General features: G+C 67.7%; 13 protein-coding genes and 7 pseudogenes. 12 read left to right on the top strand and 8 right to left on the bottom strand.

Annotated features, from left to right (window positions below; translation table 11 throughout):
* The 3 genes and pseudogenes from ACFXI4_RS41805 to ACFXI4_RS41795 all read left to right on the top strand — a co-directional run.
* Positions 1 to 84, top strand: a pseudogene (locus tag ACFXI4_RS41805) (Hsp20/alpha crystallin family protein); the annotation flags it as partial.
* 94 nt (positions 85 to 178) lie between these two features.
* A complete protein-coding gene (locus tag ACFXI4_RS41800; RefSeq protein ID WP_385002121.1) occupies positions 179 to 574 on the top strand; it encodes a DUF2267 domain-containing protein in 396 nt (131 codons plus the stop codon).
* A 56-nt stretch (positions 575 to 630) separates the two neighbouring features.
* Positions 631 to 1,068, top strand: a complete 438-nt coding sequence (locus ACFXI4_RS41795) for a DUF2267 domain-containing protein (RefSeq protein ID WP_385002118.1) — start codon at positions 631 to 633, stop codon at positions 1,066 to 1,068.
* 460 nt (positions 1,069 to 1,528) lie between these two features.
* Here the strand turns inward: ACFXI4_RS41795 and ACFXI4_RS41790 are convergent, their stop codons facing one another.
* Complete coding sequence (locus ACFXI4_RS41790; RefSeq protein ID WP_385002115.1) at positions 1,529 to 2,101, bottom strand: TetR/AcrR family transcriptional regulator; 573 nt, start codon at positions 2,099 to 2,101, stop codon at positions 1,529 to 1,531.
* A 145-nt stretch (positions 2,102 to 2,246) separates the two neighbouring features.
* Here ACFXI4_RS41790 and ACFXI4_RS41785 point away from each other — a divergent pair, with 145 nt between their 5' ends.
* The 3 genes and pseudogenes from ACFXI4_RS41785 to ACFXI4_RS41775 all read left to right on the top strand — a co-directional run bounded on the left by ACFXI4_RS41785 (position 2,247) and on the right by ACFXI4_RS41775 (position 5,086).
* Positions 2,247 to 2,984, top strand: coding sequence for an SDR family oxidoreductase (locus tag ACFXI4_RS41785; RefSeq protein ID WP_385002112.1), 738 nt, complete (start codon positions 2,247 to 2,249; stop codon positions 2,982 to 2,984).
* A 610-nt stretch (positions 2,985 to 3,594) separates the two neighbouring features.
* On the top strand, positions 3,595 to 4,206 hold the full coding sequence (locus tag ACFXI4_RS41780; RefSeq protein WP_385002109.1) for a hypothetical protein: 612 nt from the start codon (positions 3,595 to 3,597) through the stop codon (positions 4,204 to 4,206).
* A 133-nt stretch (positions 4,207 to 4,339) separates the two neighbouring features.
* Positions 4,340 to 5,086 (top strand): annotated as a pseudogene (locus ACFXI4_RS41775) (IS5 family transposase).
* Here the strand turns inward: ACFXI4_RS41775 and ACFXI4_RS41770 are convergent.
* Positions 5,061 to 5,574 (bottom strand): annotated as a pseudogene (locus tag ACFXI4_RS41770) (winged helix-turn-helix domain-containing protein). The pseudogenes ACFXI4_RS41775 and ACFXI4_RS41770 overlap by 26 nt on opposite strands.
* Positions 5,575 to 6,750: 1,176 nt before the next feature.
* On the opposite strand from ACFXI4_RS41770, the gene ACFXI4_RS41765 reads away from it, so the two are divergent.
* Positions 6,751 to 8,067 carry a hypothetical protein gene (locus ACFXI4_RS41765; protein ID WP_385002106.1) on the top strand — a complete coding sequence of 439 codons (1,317 nt, stop codon included), beginning with the start codon at positions 6,751 to 6,753 and terminating at the stop codon, positions 8,065 to 8,067.
* A 210-nt stretch (positions 8,068 to 8,277) separates the two neighbouring features.
* The gene (locus ACFXI4_RS41760) at positions 8,278 to 8,364 is read left to right on the top strand and encodes a hypothetical protein (RefSeq protein ID WP_385002130.1); all 87 of its coding nucleotides are present in this window, start codon (positions 8,278 to 8,280) and stop codon (positions 8,362 to 8,364) included.
* Here ACFXI4_RS41760 and ACFXI4_RS41755 read toward each other — a convergent pair.
* The 3 genes and pseudogenes from ACFXI4_RS41755 to ACFXI4_RS41745 form a co-directional block, all read right to left on the bottom strand.
* Positions 8,360 to 9,034, bottom strand: a pseudogene (locus ACFXI4_RS41755) (transposase); the annotation flags it as partial. The gene ACFXI4_RS41760 and the pseudogene ACFXI4_RS41755 overlap by 5 nt on opposite strands.
* A gap of 48 nt (positions 9,035 to 9,082) precedes the next feature.
* Positions 9,083 to 9,436 (bottom strand): hypothetical protein, encoded by a 354-nt coding sequence (locus ACFXI4_RS41750; protein WP_385002103.1) that lies wholly within the window; start codon positions 9,434 to 9,436, stop codon positions 9,083 to 9,085.
* Between the two features lie 182 nt (positions 9,437 to 9,618).
* A pseudogene (locus tag ACFXI4_RS41745) lies at positions 9,619 to 10,291 on the bottom strand (transposase family protein); the annotation flags it as partial.
* Between ACFXI4_RS41745 and ACFXI4_RS41740 the strand changes: the two are divergent.
* Positions 10,200 to 10,820: a DUF4231 domain-containing protein gene (locus tag ACFXI4_RS41740; RefSeq protein ID WP_385002127.1), complete on the top strand. Its 621-nt coding sequence runs from the start codon at positions 10,200 to 10,202 to the stop codon at positions 10,818 to 10,820. The pseudogene ACFXI4_RS41745 and the gene ACFXI4_RS41740 sit on opposite strands and share 92 nt — an antisense overlap.
* 168 nt (positions 10,821 to 10,988) lie before the next feature.
* On the top strand, positions 10,989 to 11,525 hold the full coding sequence (locus tag ACFXI4_RS41735) for a hypothetical protein (protein WP_385002100.1): 537 nt from the start codon (positions 10,989 to 10,991) through the stop codon (positions 11,523 to 11,525).
* Here ACFXI4_RS41735 and ACFXI4_RS41730 read toward each other — a convergent pair.
* Both ACFXI4_RS41730 and ACFXI4_RS41725 read right to left on the bottom strand, forming a co-directional pair.
* A pseudogene (locus ACFXI4_RS41730) lies at positions 11,526 to 12,124 on the bottom strand (IS5 family transposase); the annotation flags it as partial. It lies immediately after the preceding gene.
* Between the two features lie 245 nt (positions 12,125 to 12,369).
* Positions 12,370 to 12,942, bottom strand: a complete 573-nt coding sequence (locus tag ACFXI4_RS41725; protein ID WP_385002097.1) for a GNAT family N-acetyltransferase — start codon at positions 12,940 to 12,942, stop codon at positions 12,370 to 12,372.
* Between the two features lie 427 nt (positions 12,943 to 13,369).
* Between ACFXI4_RS41725 and ACFXI4_RS41720 the strand changes: the two genes are divergently transcribed.
* Positions 13,370 to 14,152 carry a GNAT family N-acetyltransferase gene (locus tag ACFXI4_RS41720; RefSeq protein WP_385002094.1) on the top strand — a complete coding sequence of 261 codons (783 nt, stop codon included), beginning with the start codon at positions 13,370 to 13,372 and terminating at the stop codon, positions 14,150 to 14,152.
* Positions 14,153 to 14,400: 248 nt separating this feature from the next.
* Here the strand turns inward: ACFXI4_RS41720 and ACFXI4_RS41715 are convergent.
* Positions 14,401 to 14,487: pseudogene (locus tag ACFXI4_RS41715) on the bottom strand (IS5/IS1182 family transposase); the annotation flags it as partial.
* A 377-nt stretch (positions 14,488 to 14,864) separates the two neighbouring features.
* Here ACFXI4_RS41715 and ACFXI4_RS41710 point away from each other — a divergent pair.
* Positions 14,865 to 15,386 carry a hypothetical protein gene (locus tag ACFXI4_RS41710; RefSeq protein WP_385002091.1) on the top strand — a complete coding sequence of 174 codons (522 nt, stop codon included), beginning with the start codon at positions 14,865 to 14,867 and terminating at the stop codon, positions 15,384 to 15,386.
* Positions 15,387 to 15,549: the final 163 nt, after the last annotated feature.

The raw sequence follows: 15,549 nt of genomic DNA, 5'->3' as shown, positions 1-15,549 counted from the left end.
GTGCGCATCCCGATCGCCGAGCGCGCCAAGCCGCGGAAGATCGCCATCGGCGTCGGAACCGGCCCCAAGGAGATCTCCGGCTGAGCCGGACGGACGGGTGCGGAGGACGGGTACCTGATCTCCCCCCTCACCTCGCTCTCCGCACCCCCTAGGCAGTCCGAAGAAGGGGGTCGCCGTCATGACTCTGCGACATGAAGCGTTCCTCGGCCACGTGAAGGAACGCGGCGAGTACGCCACCCTGCAGGAGGCCGAGCGTGCGGCCCGCGTGGTGCTCGCCCTGCTCGGCGCGCACCTGGTCGGCGAAGTCCGCGCCCAGTTGGCGGCGCGCCTGCCGGAGGAGTTCGCCCTGGTCCTGCTCAACCCGCTGCAGAGCGCCGAGCCGCTGTCCCCTGAGCGGTTCGTCCGAGCAACCGCAGCCTGGATCGAAGGCGCCACCGAGCAGACCGCCGCCTGGGACGTCAGCGCCGTACTGTCCACCGTCGCCGACGCCGCCGACGAGGACCTGCTGGGCCAGATCCTGCTCCAGCTCCCCGCCGGCTACGACCTTCTCTTCGGCCGCCCCCAGGCCACCTGACCATCCCCGACACCGGTACCCGCACGCCGGCCCCAGCAAGAAAGGCAACCACCCCAGTGATCTCCGACCGGATCGCGCCGACCCAGCAGCCGTACGGGACGGCGTACGAGCAGATGCTGGAGAAGGTCCGCTACGAGGGCGCCTACCCCACCCGCGAGAGAGCCGACGAAGCCGTCCGTCTGGTCCTTGCCGGACTGGGACGCCAGGTGACCGGCGAGGAACGCGTCGACCTGGCCGCCTGCCTCCCCCTGGAAGCCGCACGCACGCTGACCGGGCAGATCCCCGACATACAACCGCTCACCGGCTCGGCCTTCGTCAAGGACCTCGCCGCCCGCACCGGCGCCTCCCAGGCCACGACCCGCTGGGACACCGGCTCCGTCTTCTCCGCCGTCGCCGCCTACGCCGGCCCCGAGCTGATCACCCGCATCCTCCACCGCCTTCCCACCGGCTACGCCCTGCTGTTCGGCCGCGCCGAACTCACCCCCGCCGCATAGACGGCGACATACGAGCCCGAGGCGGGCACGACAACGGGCGTATCGCTGCCCGCCCCCAGGCGCCGTCTTCCTGACCGGGTCCCGGCCCCTGGGACCTGCACGACGCTCCACCCCGCCGAGCCGCTCAGCCAGGGGCCGGCTGTCCAATCCGCAAAAGTGCGTGACAGCCCGTGCATGTCACGGAAATCGCGCCAGCCGAAGCCCTTCGGCTGGTCCTTGCGCCCGGTGTACTCCCGGACCGCATAGAACAGCCGGGACCGCTCACCAGGCCTGTAGCAGGTCATGCCCACCAGGCGTCATCGAGGTAGAGACGTCCTGCCCCCGCTATGCGGTGTTGGACGGCCGCCACCGTGTGCCTGTTGCGCAATCCGGACGCGCCGGGACGGGACGGAGGGCGACGCCGGGCGAGGAGTGTTCGTGAGGGGCCCTGCCAGGGCGCCACGGGAGAACCCATGGGTCTTCACGGACGGGTCTTGAGGCCGTCCAGGATGAGGTCGAGCAGGCGCTCTGCCTGCTGTCGGTGTTCCTCGCCCGCCGAGGTGAGGGCGATGCCTTCAAGGGCGGCGCTGATGTCAGTCGGGAGGATATCGGTTCGGATCATCCCGGCCGCCGCGCATGCGTCCATGAGGGCGGCGACGGCGGCCTGGATCATCTCCCTGCTGCGGCCATAGGGGTTGCTTCCCGTAGCGGCGATGGCGCGCAAGGCGTCGATCATGCCGTACTTCGTGGTGACGTAGTCCAGGAAGAGACGTGTCCATGCACGCAGGGCCTCGTCGGGCGACTTCTGCGCGAGCAGAGGGGTGACGGCTTCGCACAGCTGGGCCACTTCGTTGCGGTAGACCGCCTCCACCAGGGCTTCCCGGGTGGGGAAATTGCGGTAGAGGGTCGCACTGCCCACGCCCGATTCCTTGGCGATGCGGTCCATCTGCGCGTCCAGCCCCTCCACGGTGAACACCCGCGCCGCGGTGGTGAGGATCTTGTCCCTGTTGCGCTGTGCGTCGGCGCGCAACGGGCGGTGCCCCTGGTCGGCCATCGGTCTTGGCATTCCTTCCCGGGTCGGGTGTTCCGACTTGCTAACTGGGGACGTCCCCGCTTAGCTTCTGAACAAGTGGGGGCATCCCCAGTTTCACTGTAGGTCACACGCTGACCTGCGTACCCTTCCCGGAAGGAACTTGATCATGTCGACCATCCAGGGCAAGGTCATAGCGATCACGGGCGCCAGCAGCGGCATAGGGGAGGCGACCGCACACTTCCTCGCCGAAAAGGGGGCCCGTCTCGTGCTCGGGGCCCGGCGCGAGGGGCGGCTGAACGCAGTCGTGGACGGCATCACAGGCAAGGGCGGAGCCGCCACCGGCGTCATCGTCGACGTCACACGCCGCGACGACCTCCATCGCCTCACCGACATGGCGATCGAGCAGTACGGTCGGCTCGACGTCCTCATCTCCAACGCAGGCACGATGGCCGTCTCCCCGTTCGACGACCTGCGCCAGGACGACTGGGATGCGATGGTCTCCACTCACATCACCGGCCTGCTCAACGGCATCGGGGCAGCCCTTCCCATCTTCCGCCGGCAGCGCTCCGGCCAGTTCGTCAACGTCGGCTCCACTGCCGCCTACGTCGTCAAGACCCCCCAGGCCGTCTACGCGGCCACCAAGACGGCAGTGAAGGTGCTCACCGAGGGCCTGCGCCAGGAATCGGGGCCCGACCTCCGCGTGACACTCATATCACCCGGCTTCACTCACACCGAGGGCGTCGGGAAGGGGGCCAGCCCTGAGGCCGCCGCCGCGATGATCCGGCAGCGCGACGAGATCGCCATGCCGCCCTCCGCGATCGCCTCGGCCATCGGCTACGCGATCGAGCAACCCGACGGCGTGGATGTCAGCGAGATCGTCGTCCGGCCGACCGTGCAAGCCTGACAACCCCGCAAGAACCGCGACTGCCTGTCGCCAAACGATGCCGTCGTCTGGCGACAGGCAGTCGACGCGTGGGTACGGACCACCGGCCCCCCTGTCTCGGGCTCTGGTCCACTTCTTGTGGTCGCGTACGCAGCGCCACCGTCGATCTTCATGTGACGACAGTTGAGGTCGCCCAAGAACCGTTCGACCGGAAAGACACCCCTTGCAGCCAAGGAGTCGATCCGCCCAGGTTGTGGGCGTCTGACAAGACTCTCTACTGCCCACCGTCAGCAACGACGGGTGCAGGGCCCTCATCGGGGAAGAAAGCGTCCGCGATCCGGGCGAGTTCGGCGTCGCTCAACTGAGGCGGTCTCCAGTCGCGGCCACGCGCGTGATCGACTGATCGGGCGCCCAGGGGAACGAATCCCTCAGCGAGGGTCCGTCCGTGCGACCATGGCCAAGCTTCCGGAACTCCCCGAGGAATCGGTCTGCATACACATTCTCGCTGCTCACGGCAGCACCGTATGCGTCGGTTTCGGGCTGGGGACAGTCCCGGTGCAGCCCGAAACGCATGACGTCAATCGCCAATGCGGTCCTCACCATGGAGCGGCAACGCTGAAGAAGCTCATTGTTGACCTTCAGTTTCCTCACCCTCACGGCTGAGAGGCTGTCCCTCATGATGGACAAACGAGGTGGGATTGAAGACCAGGCGGTGCACCCAGGCAAGTACGCACGCGTCGAACGAGAGAGGCGGTTCCTGCTGGTCGAGCCCCCAGCACCGTCGGCGGTGACCGTCAGCAGCGTGATCAACGACAGGTATGTGACAGGGACGCGCTTACGGCTGCGTCGGGCTGACTTCTCGGATGGCCGCTGCGAGCTCAAGCTCACCCAGAAAGTCCCGATCCCTCAGCCCGGGGCCGTCCAGGGTCTGATCACGAATACGTACTTGTCGCCAGCCGAGTACGACGTGATCGCATCACTCCCGGCCGCCCCGCTGTCGAAGACCCGTTTCAGCGTTCCTCCCTTGGGTGTAGACGTCTTCCAGGGCCACTTGCATGGCCTGGTAGTCGCAGAAGCCGAGTTCGCCGGAGACTACGAGGCCCAGTCCTTTGTTCCCCCGGTCGAAAGCGTCGCAGAGGTCACCGACGACACCCGCTTCACCGGAGGACGCCTCGTCCAGGCATCCCGCCACGAGTTGCTCGGGTGGCTAGCCGAATACGGACTCCACCCGGAAGCCTCCTAAGAGGTCCTAAGAAAAGTTTTTGATCATGTGACTTTCGGCTTGGGTGGTCGTTGGTCTGGTCGTGGGGAAGAGGGAGTCGCGGCCGTGGGTCGTGTCGGATGAACTGTGGTCGCTTGTCGAGCCGTTGCTGCCCATGCCGGGGCCGAAGGTGGTCGAGGGTCGGCCGCGGGTGCCGGACCGGCAGGCGTTGTGCGGGATTCTGTTCGTGCTGCACATCGGCATCCAGTGGGAAGTACCTGCCACGGGAGTTGGGCTTCGGTTCGGGGATGACGTGCTGGCGGCGTCTGGCCGCCTGGAACGAGGCCGGCGTGGGGGACGCACTGCACCTGGTGCTGCTGAAGAAGCTGCGGGCCGCGAGGAAGCTGGACTGGTCGCGGGCGGTGATCGACTCCTCCCACGTGCGGGCCGCGCGACGTGGCCCAAAAGCGGACCCAGCCCCGTCGACCGCGCACGGCCGGGCAACAAGCACCACGTCGTCACCGACGCCCAGGGCATCCCGCTCCCGGTGTCACTGACCGGCGGAAACCGCAACGACGTCACCCAACTCCTGCCCCTGCCCGACAAGATCCCGGCCGTCGCAGGTGTCGTCGGCCGGCCCAGACACCGGCCCGACGCGCTCCTCGCCGACCGCGGCTACGACCACGACAAGTACCGGCGGCTCCTGTGACAGCGCGGCATCCGCCCGGTCATCGCCGAGCGAGGCGTCGAACACGGCTCCGGCCTGGGCGTCTTCCGGTGGGTGGTCGAGCGCACCATCGCCTGGTTGCACGGCTTTCGCCGCCTGCGCATCCGATGGGAACGACGCGACGACATCCATGAGACATTCCTCGGCCTCGCCACCTGCCTGATCACCCTCAGACACGTCCGACGCCTTTGTTAGGACCTCTTACCCTCGGCCAGGTCTCCTTCTTCCACACCTGGACCGCATCGTCGTCCCGCTCGATGGCGCGCCGGGCCGGCTGCTGCCAACTCCAGCCATGCTGCTTCAGCAACCGCCACGCGCCCTCGTCGGTGTAGCAGACGTGGAACAGCCGGCCGATCAACGTCTTGACCCACGCCAGCGTCCATCGCTGGTCCGCCCAGCCGTGGACCAACGGGCCACGCTCCAACTCCCGCTCCAGCCTGGTGACCAGCGTTTCGCTGAGCAGGGACCGTCCCGGAGAGGAGCCCTGCGACAGGACCCCGGCCTGGCCGCGCTCGCGCCAGGCCCGGCGCCACCGCTCCGCCGACCGCTCACTCACCCGCAGCGCGGCGGCGACCTCTCGGTCCTTCTCCCCCGGCCTCGAAGCGGACGACAGCCTGCAACCGGATCCGCTCCCGCGCGGCCCTCTCGGTGTCGGTCAGCCCACCACCCTGCGCGTATCTCACTCCCCAGGCGCCGGGTGCGGCGGAGCCTTCGTGTCGGGGACGACCAAGCCTCGGTCGGAAAGGACTTGGTGGGCCAACCGCCACGCCCGCCCCTGGTCGGACGGCCAGCACGGCGGTCGACGGCGAGCTCGAACTGCATCGCCAAAATGGGACTGCTGCTCGCCGCGCGACTGGGTGTGCCGCGGCCAGTCGGCGACGCACTGAGTGTGGACGGCGCCCAGGTGACGGTTATCCGTGTACGCCCCCCAGGTTGGGCGGCTGGTGTTCGCGAGCGCCGCACGAAGTGAACGGCCTGGGTGTCGATCGTGGGCGAGGGTGGCTTGCCGCGTCGTCGCGGCGCTCCCGTCGTATCGCGCTTTGCGGCCGGCGGTGAGGGCGGTTGCTCATCGCGGCTCTCCGAGGTGAAGGCGTCGCGGCGAAGCGAGGGTCACGGGCAGAGGCAGGCCCAGCCGCTCGGCTGCGCGACGCCGGACACCCAGCTGAACTCGGGTCCGGGGCCGGAAGGAGGGGGGCCGCGAGCAGCCGCAGCGATGGCGGCGATCGTAGGTCAGCCCCTCCGCGAGCACGGTAGCAACGACGGACCGCGCCTTGAGAGTGTCGTCGGTGGGCACGGGGGCGGCGGCATCGGTCTGGTGCTGCCACCAGTCTGTGTGGTCGTCCTCGCCGTTGGAGAGGTGGTGGAGGTGCAGGCAGTAGGCGGCCCTTTGGCCGGCCCGGCGGCGTACTGCCACCAGAAGCGGGCGCGTCGGCGGTGTCGGTGCGAGAGTGGGTGCGCGGTGCCGTCAAGGACGGCATGCCAGCAGTTGGGTCTGGGCATCGAGCCGCGGCATGTCGAGGGGATGCGCCCGAAGCTGAAGCGGCTGGTAGAGCGCGGAATCCGAGAACGCTCATCACGAGGACGTCACCGGCTCTGCCACGTCCGCGGCGTCGAGGGCATCGTCGCCGGACTGGCCGGGCAACTCGGCTGGGCCGCCGAAGGAGCCGGGGGCGCGGTGCGGGCCGGTGACCGAGCCGACGGGGAAGGGGGCCCGTGCCGTTGCCCGGCAGTGCTCTTGCCCCGTTCCCGCAACTCGTCCAGGGTAAGACGCTGTGCAGCGGCCTAATGGTTCCGACCATCACACCACGCCTCGGACGCCCAGCAGTTCCGATGTTTCCGCCGGTTCGACTTTCACAGGGATGGAGGGCGTACGTGTCGGCGCCGGCTTGCCGTTCGACCGCCGTGTCGTGGTCCTGGTAGAGATCGCCGACGATCCCAACGAGATCGCCCTGGCCGAGGAGTTGTTCACCGCCAACGGGTGGCCGGTGCGTCCCGCGGAGGAAGCCGAGCGGGTCGGCTGCCCACCCGAGCGTACGGCTCGGGTGGTGGAGGTGCGGCTGCCCGGGGCGCGTGACGGCGCGATCGAACGGGCGCTGGGCCACGTCGACCGGCTGGCGGTGGTCGCGTCACTGAAGATGTGGGCGCGCGACGCGGTCCTCCTGGAGCACGAACCCGAGCCGTACACCGCGTGGCGCGTGCGTGCTACCTCCGGGGCCGTGCATCCCGGCAGGGTCATCCGGGCCGCCGAACCTCGTGGTCGCGCGGGTGCGCTGGCCGATCTGCGAGCCAGGGTTCTGGCCCGTCACTCCGACGACTCGTCGCGCGTCACGCTCGACCCCGCCCTTGCCTCCGTCGACGTCCGGGCCAACGTGATTCTCGTGAACATCGGCAACGGTGTGGCTTTCTTGGCTGCCGCGCTGGCCGTGGAGGCCCACGGCAGCTGGCGGTTCTCCGGGTGGTTCGTCACCGTCCTGTTCGGCGTGGCGTGGATGGTGGCGGGCATCTGGGCCGCCATGCGCGGCTCTCCCACCCGAAGGACCGTCATCTGGGCTCTGCCGCTCGCGTCCCCGATTCTGTTACCGCTCGTCACCTGGATCGGCACCCTTGTCCAGGAACGGTACATCGCTACGTTCGGAATCCCTTCGGACTCGGTGCACACCGGGGCGACCGACCGCCTGTGGGCAGGAGCGCTGCCGATGCTGGGCATCGTGGGCTGCAGCGCCTTCGGCGTCGCGGCGGCAGGCTGGAACCGGCGGGTTCACGCACATCCGACCGGCCCGGACGTGAGCAGAATCGCCTCGGCTGCCGGCATCGGGCTGCTGATAGGCGTATTCGTAGTGTTCCTGCCGTTCTTCGCCACCGCCCACCCCACAGCGGCCCTGGACGCCGAGGGCAGCGTCGGCCGCTACCAGCAGCCCTCCTCCTACTACGGTCTTCGCCCCACCCTCGTCTGCGTCAAGCCGATGAAGGCCGTTGCCCACCCCGAACTCGGTCTTCAGGGTGCCGCCTACGGCGGAACTGTCCCGCTCACCTGGCCGGTGCTGACTTTCGGCCCCGACGGCGACCGCATCTGGCTCTGGGACCCCCACACGCGGAATGCGCTGAATATGGACCTCGCCGACGCCACTTTCATTCCCTTCGATGACGATTACTCGGACAACCACACCTGCCCCTGAGCACGCGCGAAATGAGGCCCTCTTCTCAGGCGAGGCGGTCCCTCTGCATCCGGAAGCGGTGGGCTTCGCCAGCCACTACGACTTCGACGTGCCGACAGCTTGCCGGCGACAGCACTGACGGCAAGGAGGCGGACGGATGCGGCACTCGGCAGACCGAGCTGAAGGGGTTCGCACGACCCCTCCGGGATCGTGTTCACCGTGCTGGCTGCGATGTCCGGCATGGAACGCGAGTACATCCGCGACCGCACCCGTGAAGGCCACGAGTCCGCCCGCAAGCGCGGCAACACCAGTCTTTGAGGCGGCAGTCTCGGAGGATCTTCCAGGTCTTCATCCGGGCGAAGACGTGCTCGACACCGGCGCGGATCTACTGGTGGAATTGTGCCCTTCTTCCAGTCGGGCAGGTCTTCGCCCTCGCGCCGGCGATGGGACATGACGAGTCCCGTGCCCGGATAGCCGCCGTCGGCGATCGTGAGTGTCCTGCCGACGGCGGCTTTGGCGCCGGATTCCTCCCACGTCTTGTAGCCGTTGCGGTTCCCCGGCAGCGGTTGGCCGGCCTCGACGACGAGTCGGGTGTCGGCGTTGATGACGACCTGTTCTTCGACTGCTCGGCAACGGTGTGATCGGGAGTGGGCACCAACGTGCCGGTCACGATGAGCACGGTCTCCTTGGCGAACCGCTTGCGGGGCTGGAGCGCGAGCGGCGGCCCGAGGTGGTCGATGATCCGGTCCGCCGCCGGCTTGGCCACCCCGAACACTGGGGCGAGCCGACGCATCGTCAGGTTGGTGCGTCAGTACGCCACGCCCAGCAGCTTCCGGTCCACCAGGAGCAGGACCAACGGCCGACCTTTGCGGACGGCGTCCGCACCCTCACGCCGCAGCATGGTCACCAGCTTCCCGAAGGCACGCGCGCTCAGCCCGGTGAACGGGGCTTTCCAGGACGGCTCCGACACCGTGATCACACCAGCCACGCCGGGATCATCGCACCGCAGCCTGCCCCGCCGGCAGGCCTCCTCGCCTCAACGGAACTCGTGGACCACCTCGATCTCGCCGACGATGTGGGCGTTGAAGTCGTCCAGCTCCTCGGCCGGAACCCAGAGCTCGAGGATCGTCTGCCCACCGGCCTGCTGGATGGGATACCGGCTCAAGAACTGCGACTCGACCTCAAAACGAGTGACGAAGCCGGCGCCATCGTGCTTCACGTTCCAGTCCCGCGCGATCCTGACCGCGTAGTCCTCGTTGAGGACCGGGTAGAAGATCGGCTGCTCGGGCAGCCGGGGCGGCCAGGCACGCCAGTTCAGCTCCCGAACCAGATCCAGCTCCCTGGGGCCGGTGGGGCGCCACAGGGTCGTCGTTGCTTGCCGGCTGGTCATCTGCATCGCTCTCTGGACGTAGGCCGCTGGTGCGGCAGGCAGGGAGAGCGAACGATACCGGCGCCGCGAACTCATCAGCCACGCAGTTTCCGCACCATGACCAGCAGTTACGGGACCGCCCTTGCAGGGTGTTGCACAAGACCGCTTTCGGGCGGGTCAGAGCTGTGATCGCGGTCTTCTGGTCACGATGCGAGGGCCAGGTTGTGCATGTGGGCGACGGCCTGGACCGCGTGATGGAGGCCGTCGCCGCGCTGCCGGCGGTCGCGGAGGACCTTGTAGTTCTTCATGCGGCCGATCACGTGCTCCACCCGCGCACGCACCTTGCGGTGAGCAGCGTTGTCGTCCTCCTCCCCCGGCAGCAGGGGCCGGTGAGGGCGTTTTCGGAGCGGTACGGCCATCCCGCAGTCGAGGTAGGCGCCGTCGCCCAGGACGGTCACGCCCCCGGCAGTGTTCACCCAGCCCCGAGGCCCGCCAGGCGTGCGCGTCCGCGGCCGTGCCCGGCACCGGTCGGGCGGCGGCGCCGATCACAAGACGGGGGTCCGCGTCTACGACGATCTGTATGTTCGCCGAGAACCGGTAGTTGCGTGGCGATGAGCCGATGTTCCGGTCACGCACCGGGACCAGGGTGCCATCCACGATCCACAACCGGTCCGCCGCATCAGCGGTACGAGAGACAGGCTCAAGCTCCAGCAACGGACCAAGCCGCTGGATGACCCGGCAGACCGTGGAAGAGGAGACACCGAACGACGCGCCCAGCTGCCGCATGGTCAGGTTGGTGCGGCAGTACACCGCGACCAACGGGTCCGGCTGCACTCTCCTTCGCTTCAGGCGGGCCGGCAGGTTGTGCGGCCGCCCCGGACTGTGCAGGACACCATGCCGTAGGGTCGCGCGCGTGACAGGCGGAAAAGGTGAAGTGCGTTTTTGGTGGGCGGAGTTGCGCGGGCCGGACGGGGCCGAACTCCCGCCGAACGTGCGGGAACGAATAGCGTGGTACGAGTGGCATAAGCGGCGACAGCGGTTCGGCCACTATCTTTCGGAGGCCGTGCTGCTGCTGTTGTCCGCGTCCATACCAGCGTGTGCGGCAGCGGGTGCCTCCGTCACAGTGACAGGAATTCTCGGTGCGCTGGTGGTGGTCTCGGCCGGACTCCGGCAGCTGTTTCGGTGGGGCGAGAACTGGGTTCGGGTGAGTTCCGTGCTGATAGCTCTCCAGGGCGAGCTCGTCAACTGGAGCTGCGGGTCGCCCCCGTACAACGGCGCGGACTCCCTGGCCGTGCTGGCGTCGAGGACCGAGGAGCTGGTGCGCTCAGAGGCAGGCGAATGGGCGGAGACGCGGTCCTCCGTGCCCCAATCCCCTGTCGCTGGACCTCCGACATCTGCAGGGTAGGTGCAGCGGCCGACGTACTTCAGGGGATCCAGACATCCGAAAGGGCCGCGTCGGGAGAGGCACAGCCTTCTCCGGGCTTCTTCGGTACTCAAGCCTCAGCGGCCCAGATGACAACGAGGAGTGTCGGCGGTGTTGGAGACCTACCTGTCCTGGTACCGGGAGATACGGATGGACGAGTCCGGGTTCCGCGCGGTCACCGACCACTTGGCCCAGTCCGGGCTGACCCTCGAGCACCCGACGCTGGGCTGCGGAATGCTGTTGGACGTCGTGGGAGAACAGGTGAAGCTGCCTGCCGGGCGCATCCTGGAACTTGTCGGTCTGTCGGTCGGGCCGCTCTGCATGCAGTTCTGGCTGTCGGCTGACACGGACGTGGTGTGCGATGTCCGGTACGTGGCGCCGGACACCCAGGTCCTTACCTTCGTGCTCGGCGGGCTGACCGAGAACGAGCGTGAGCAGGCCACCGAAGCGGTTCAGCGGCTGATCCAACGGGAGTTGGACAGCACTCTCGCGCTGCTCGTCGATCCGGGCGGCGAAACAGCTGACGAGGACGACGACGCGCTTGTCCTGTACGGCCGACTGCCGAGGGGCCCGCGCCCGGACCGGGTGCAGTTCCGGACGGACCGGCTCAGTACCGTCCCGGCTGTTCTTGCTGGAGCAGAGGTGACGGATCTCGGCAACGGGCTGAGTGCAGTCCGGTGGCCGTGATCATCTGGCTGGTTCACGGAGCCGGAGGACGAGGGTTGTGATGTGGAGTCCGGACCGGTACCGGGCAGCGAATCTGCCGAACCGTGTCGCGAGGGCGCGGAACTGCTTGAGCGGGCTGAAACAGCGTTCGCCGACGTCGCGGGCTTGGCAGAGATCACGGTCGAAGGCTGGCGGCCTGCCGTCGCCCCGGCCGCGCCGCACACGGTGGGCCTTCTGGTCGGCCCTCTCCGGCATCACCGCCCGGATGCCCCGGCGCCGCAGGGTCCCGCGGATCGCCCGTGACGAGTACGCCCTGCCGGCGGGCGGCCGCGTCGGGCCTGCGGCGCGGCCGCCCGACGCCGGTCCTGGGTACTCGCTGTGCGTCCAGGATCGCATCGAAGGCGGTGGAGCCGACACGCTGTCCGGCGTGACGAGGATGGCCTGAGGCAGGCCCCGGCCGTCACAGGCCACGTGAATCTTCGTGGTCAGCCCGCCGCGGGACCGGCCGAGCGCCCGGTCAGCTGCCGCACCTGCCGGATCGTCCAGTTCGTCCCCCGCCGGTGCCCCTTTTTACGAGCGCCGGCAGCATGCTGGTGAGCACGGTTGACCGTGGAGTCGACACGGTCCACTCCACCGCTCCAGCCAAGCGGATGGTCGGGATCGGTGGGGCTGGGGGCCGAAAGGCCGGCGGGTCTCCTTCCGAAGGGCTGTCCCGTAATCCCCGGCGGGCGCACGACGACAGCTACGGCACCTCGCAGCGTTGTCGGGCTCGCCCGAATACGCCCACTATGAGGACGACCCTCCGCCTTGCGATGCACCGCATCCGACGCCGCGCGCAGATCCACCAGGGATTACGGGACAGCCCTTAGTGGCCGGCCATCGGCGTGGCCGTTGGGCGCCACTCGCGGCGGAGAAGGCCAAAAACCCAGGAGTCGGAGACGTCGCCGTTGACGACGCAGTCCTCGCGGAGGGTGCCTTCACGGACAAAGCCGAGCTTCTCCAGGACCCGGGCGGACGCCACGTTGCGGGTGTCGGTCTCGGCCTGGACGCGGTTCAGATCCAGGGTGTCGAACGCCCACCGCAGGACGGCGTACGCGGTCTCCGTGGCGTAGCCGTGGCCCCACGCGGCTGCATCGAAGACGTAGCCCAGGGACGCGCTGCGGAAGTCAGGGTTCCAGTCGGTCAGGCCGCACCAGCCGACGAACGCACCGTCGGAGACGCGGTCGACGGCCACCCGTGCTCCCGTGCCTTCCTCCTCGATCGTCCGGCAGGTCACGATGAAGCGCTGGGCGCGGCCCGGTTCGGTCCACGGCGGGGAGTCCCAGTAACGCAGCACGTGGGCGCTGCTGTGCAGCGCGTAGAGCGGCGCCGCGTCTGCGTCGGTGAAAGGCCGCAGTCGCAGGCGGGCAGTGTGCAGCTCGGGGGTGGGCAATGCCATGCGGAGCATCCTGCAGCGCAACGCTCGCCCCCGGCCATCCGTTTTCCCGGACGGTCGGGCGCGTACAGCTTGGCGAGTCGGGGCACCTTCGTAAAGCGGCCGGTGTGGTAGGTGCCGGCGACTGCGCCGGAGCGCGAGCGGCAGGGTGAACCCGGCGATGTGTGACAGCGCGGGCAGGGATGCCGCTCGACCTCGTCAGCATCGGACACGTGTGCGGTTCGAGGGCTCCATCATGACTCCGGAGGCTGTCCCGAACATTTCCCAGAACGGGCCGCAACCCACTTCTGAGTGAGAACGAGTTGTGACGGTGAATCCGAGTTCCGGCCTGCTTTCGCCGACCGTTGTTGATCTTGCTCCGGGAAAGGGTTGTTTGTTGGAGCCGTGCGGCTGCTCGAGTCTCGTGGTCGCCATGCGTACCCTGAGGCTTATGACACAGTTGATCGACCCCGCTGCGACTGACGCCGCAGTGAACGCGTTTTACCAGACGATATCCCGGCTCGTGGAGCTCTCTCCCGGCATGCATCAGCGGCAGGGGGCCGCCGGCACGAGAGTGGTGTTCACCGGTCTGCCCATCCCCAGCCTCAATCTGGTCTGTGTGGGAACGGAACCAGATCTGGACGAAGTGGATGCTTTCGCCAAGGAGCTCTCCACAACGGATGTCCCGTGGAGTATCCAGCTGCGCACAGATGCCGATCCCGCACTGCTCGACCTGGCTGCCCGCTACGGCAGGACCTCATCCAGCACACATCCCCTTCTCGTGTGGGACGCAGACCTGCTGCCTTCGCTTCCCACATCCGTCCCGCACGGCGCCGCGGTGCGTGAAGTCTCAGGAAACGAGTACGAGGTGTTCGCCTCAGCTCTGGCGAACGGGTTCGACATGCCGAAGGACGTAGCGGACGTTTTCGCCCTGCCCGCTCTGCTGGACGCCCCCGACATGACAGCGTTCGTACTGGAGGTCGACGGCGAGGCGGTCGCCACCGGCTTCAACATCGTGGCCGGCGACCAGGTAGGGATGTACAACGGTTCGGTTCCGCCGCAGCATCGGCGCAACGGGTACTACCGCGCCCTCGTCACTGCGAGATTGAGGCACGCGGTACGCTCCGGAGCCCGTTTCGCCTTCACCCAGAACACTCCGATGTCACGACCGCTCTACGAGTCGCTTGGGTTCCGCCTCGCCGAGACGTGGACCTACCTCACTTCAGAGTCATGAGGTCAAGCCCTTCCGAGGGCGCGGACATCAAGCCAGGTGCCTGCAGGGACCAGGCCACAACGGCCGCAAGTCCCGGAGTGCAGGCGGCAAAGCCTGTTGGCCCGTCGCGTGGACCGGCCTGGGCACAACAGGCCGCGACCCACAGAGGCGAACAACGCCCGCTCCACGCCGCGGAGACGACGAAACCCCACTCGACCCCGCAGGGTCATCCATCCGCGTAGGACCCCGTAGGACCCAACTACCCGTCACGCTGCAAGGAACTGCTCGAACTGCTTCATCCGCAGTCCCGTGAACGCCTCCACCCACAACGGCTCAGCTCTCAACACTCGACACATTCGAGAGAAATGCCCAGCTCGCGGCATTTCTGAAAAACGCTTCAGCGCTGTGATCGCGTAGGTTCGCCGGGTTGGTCAGACCGGTATAGTCGCGGTTCGAGCAGCAGGGGATGCGCTGGATGAGCTTGGCACCGGCAGCTGCCGGCCTGGAGACATGTGAATCGTTTCCCTGCTGTACACTTCACCTTTCTCATGCGTTCAATTTTATTTCCCGGGGGGGAATCGTGGCGACGCCACAGCAGAACATTGAGTCGTATCCAGTTCCGTCAACTCAAACCGCACCTGTGCCGCTTTCGGGCCCGCCACGCTGCCAATTCTGCGGGGGAATGCCGGCGCTGAAGACCACGGTCCGAGGACATCAGGGCATACTGGTCGTCATGCGGCTCCTCAAGGTGCGAGGGCTCTTCTGTCGCACCTGCGGCATTGCCGTGCACCGTGAGATGACCACCAGGACGCTGTGGCAGGGTTGGTGGAGCATCTTCTCTCTCGTCATCGCTCCAGTCACCCTGGTCATCAACCTTGTCGCTCGCGTCCGCTTCGGCCGAATGACGCCTCCGGCCGACGGAATACGACCTCCGCTCGACCCTGGCAAACCGGTCATACGGCGCGTCGGGGCGATTGGTGTCCTCGCGCCGTTCCTCATCGTCGGTGCTCTCGCGATAGGCGCGGAACTGGACGACAGTGCGAACACCGCGGAAGTCGGATCGTGCATGCACGTCAGCGGCACAGCAGGTGATCCTGAAGCCACTGTTGTCGACTGCGGTTCGGCCGATGCCCAGTTCAAGGTTGCTGAGCGGCACGAGGGCAGTGATGCTTACTGCGACCGCACGGTCTATTCCGAGTACGACGAGTACGGAGGCCGGAACAGCTTCACTCTGTGCCTTACTCCGCTTCCGTAGAACGTCATTTCATTTGGCGTGATCCGCCAGCCGTCCGGTCGCGCAGTAGGGAAATGTGACGAACGAAATCCCCGCGACTGCCTGGCATTTCTCGGACCCGCCGCAGCACTGCGCTGCTACAAGCGGTTCGTCCGCGAGATGATCCTCGACCGCTCTTCCTCGG

The sequence above is a fragment of the Streptomyces sp. NPDC059224 genome (genome assembly GCF_042754285.1).
Lineage (GTDB): Bacteria > Actinomycetota > Actinomycetes > Streptomycetales > Streptomycetaceae > Streptomyces.
The sequence above is the reverse complement of the archived record's forward strand: the minus strand, read 5'-3'. Positions and strand labels throughout refer to the sequence as shown.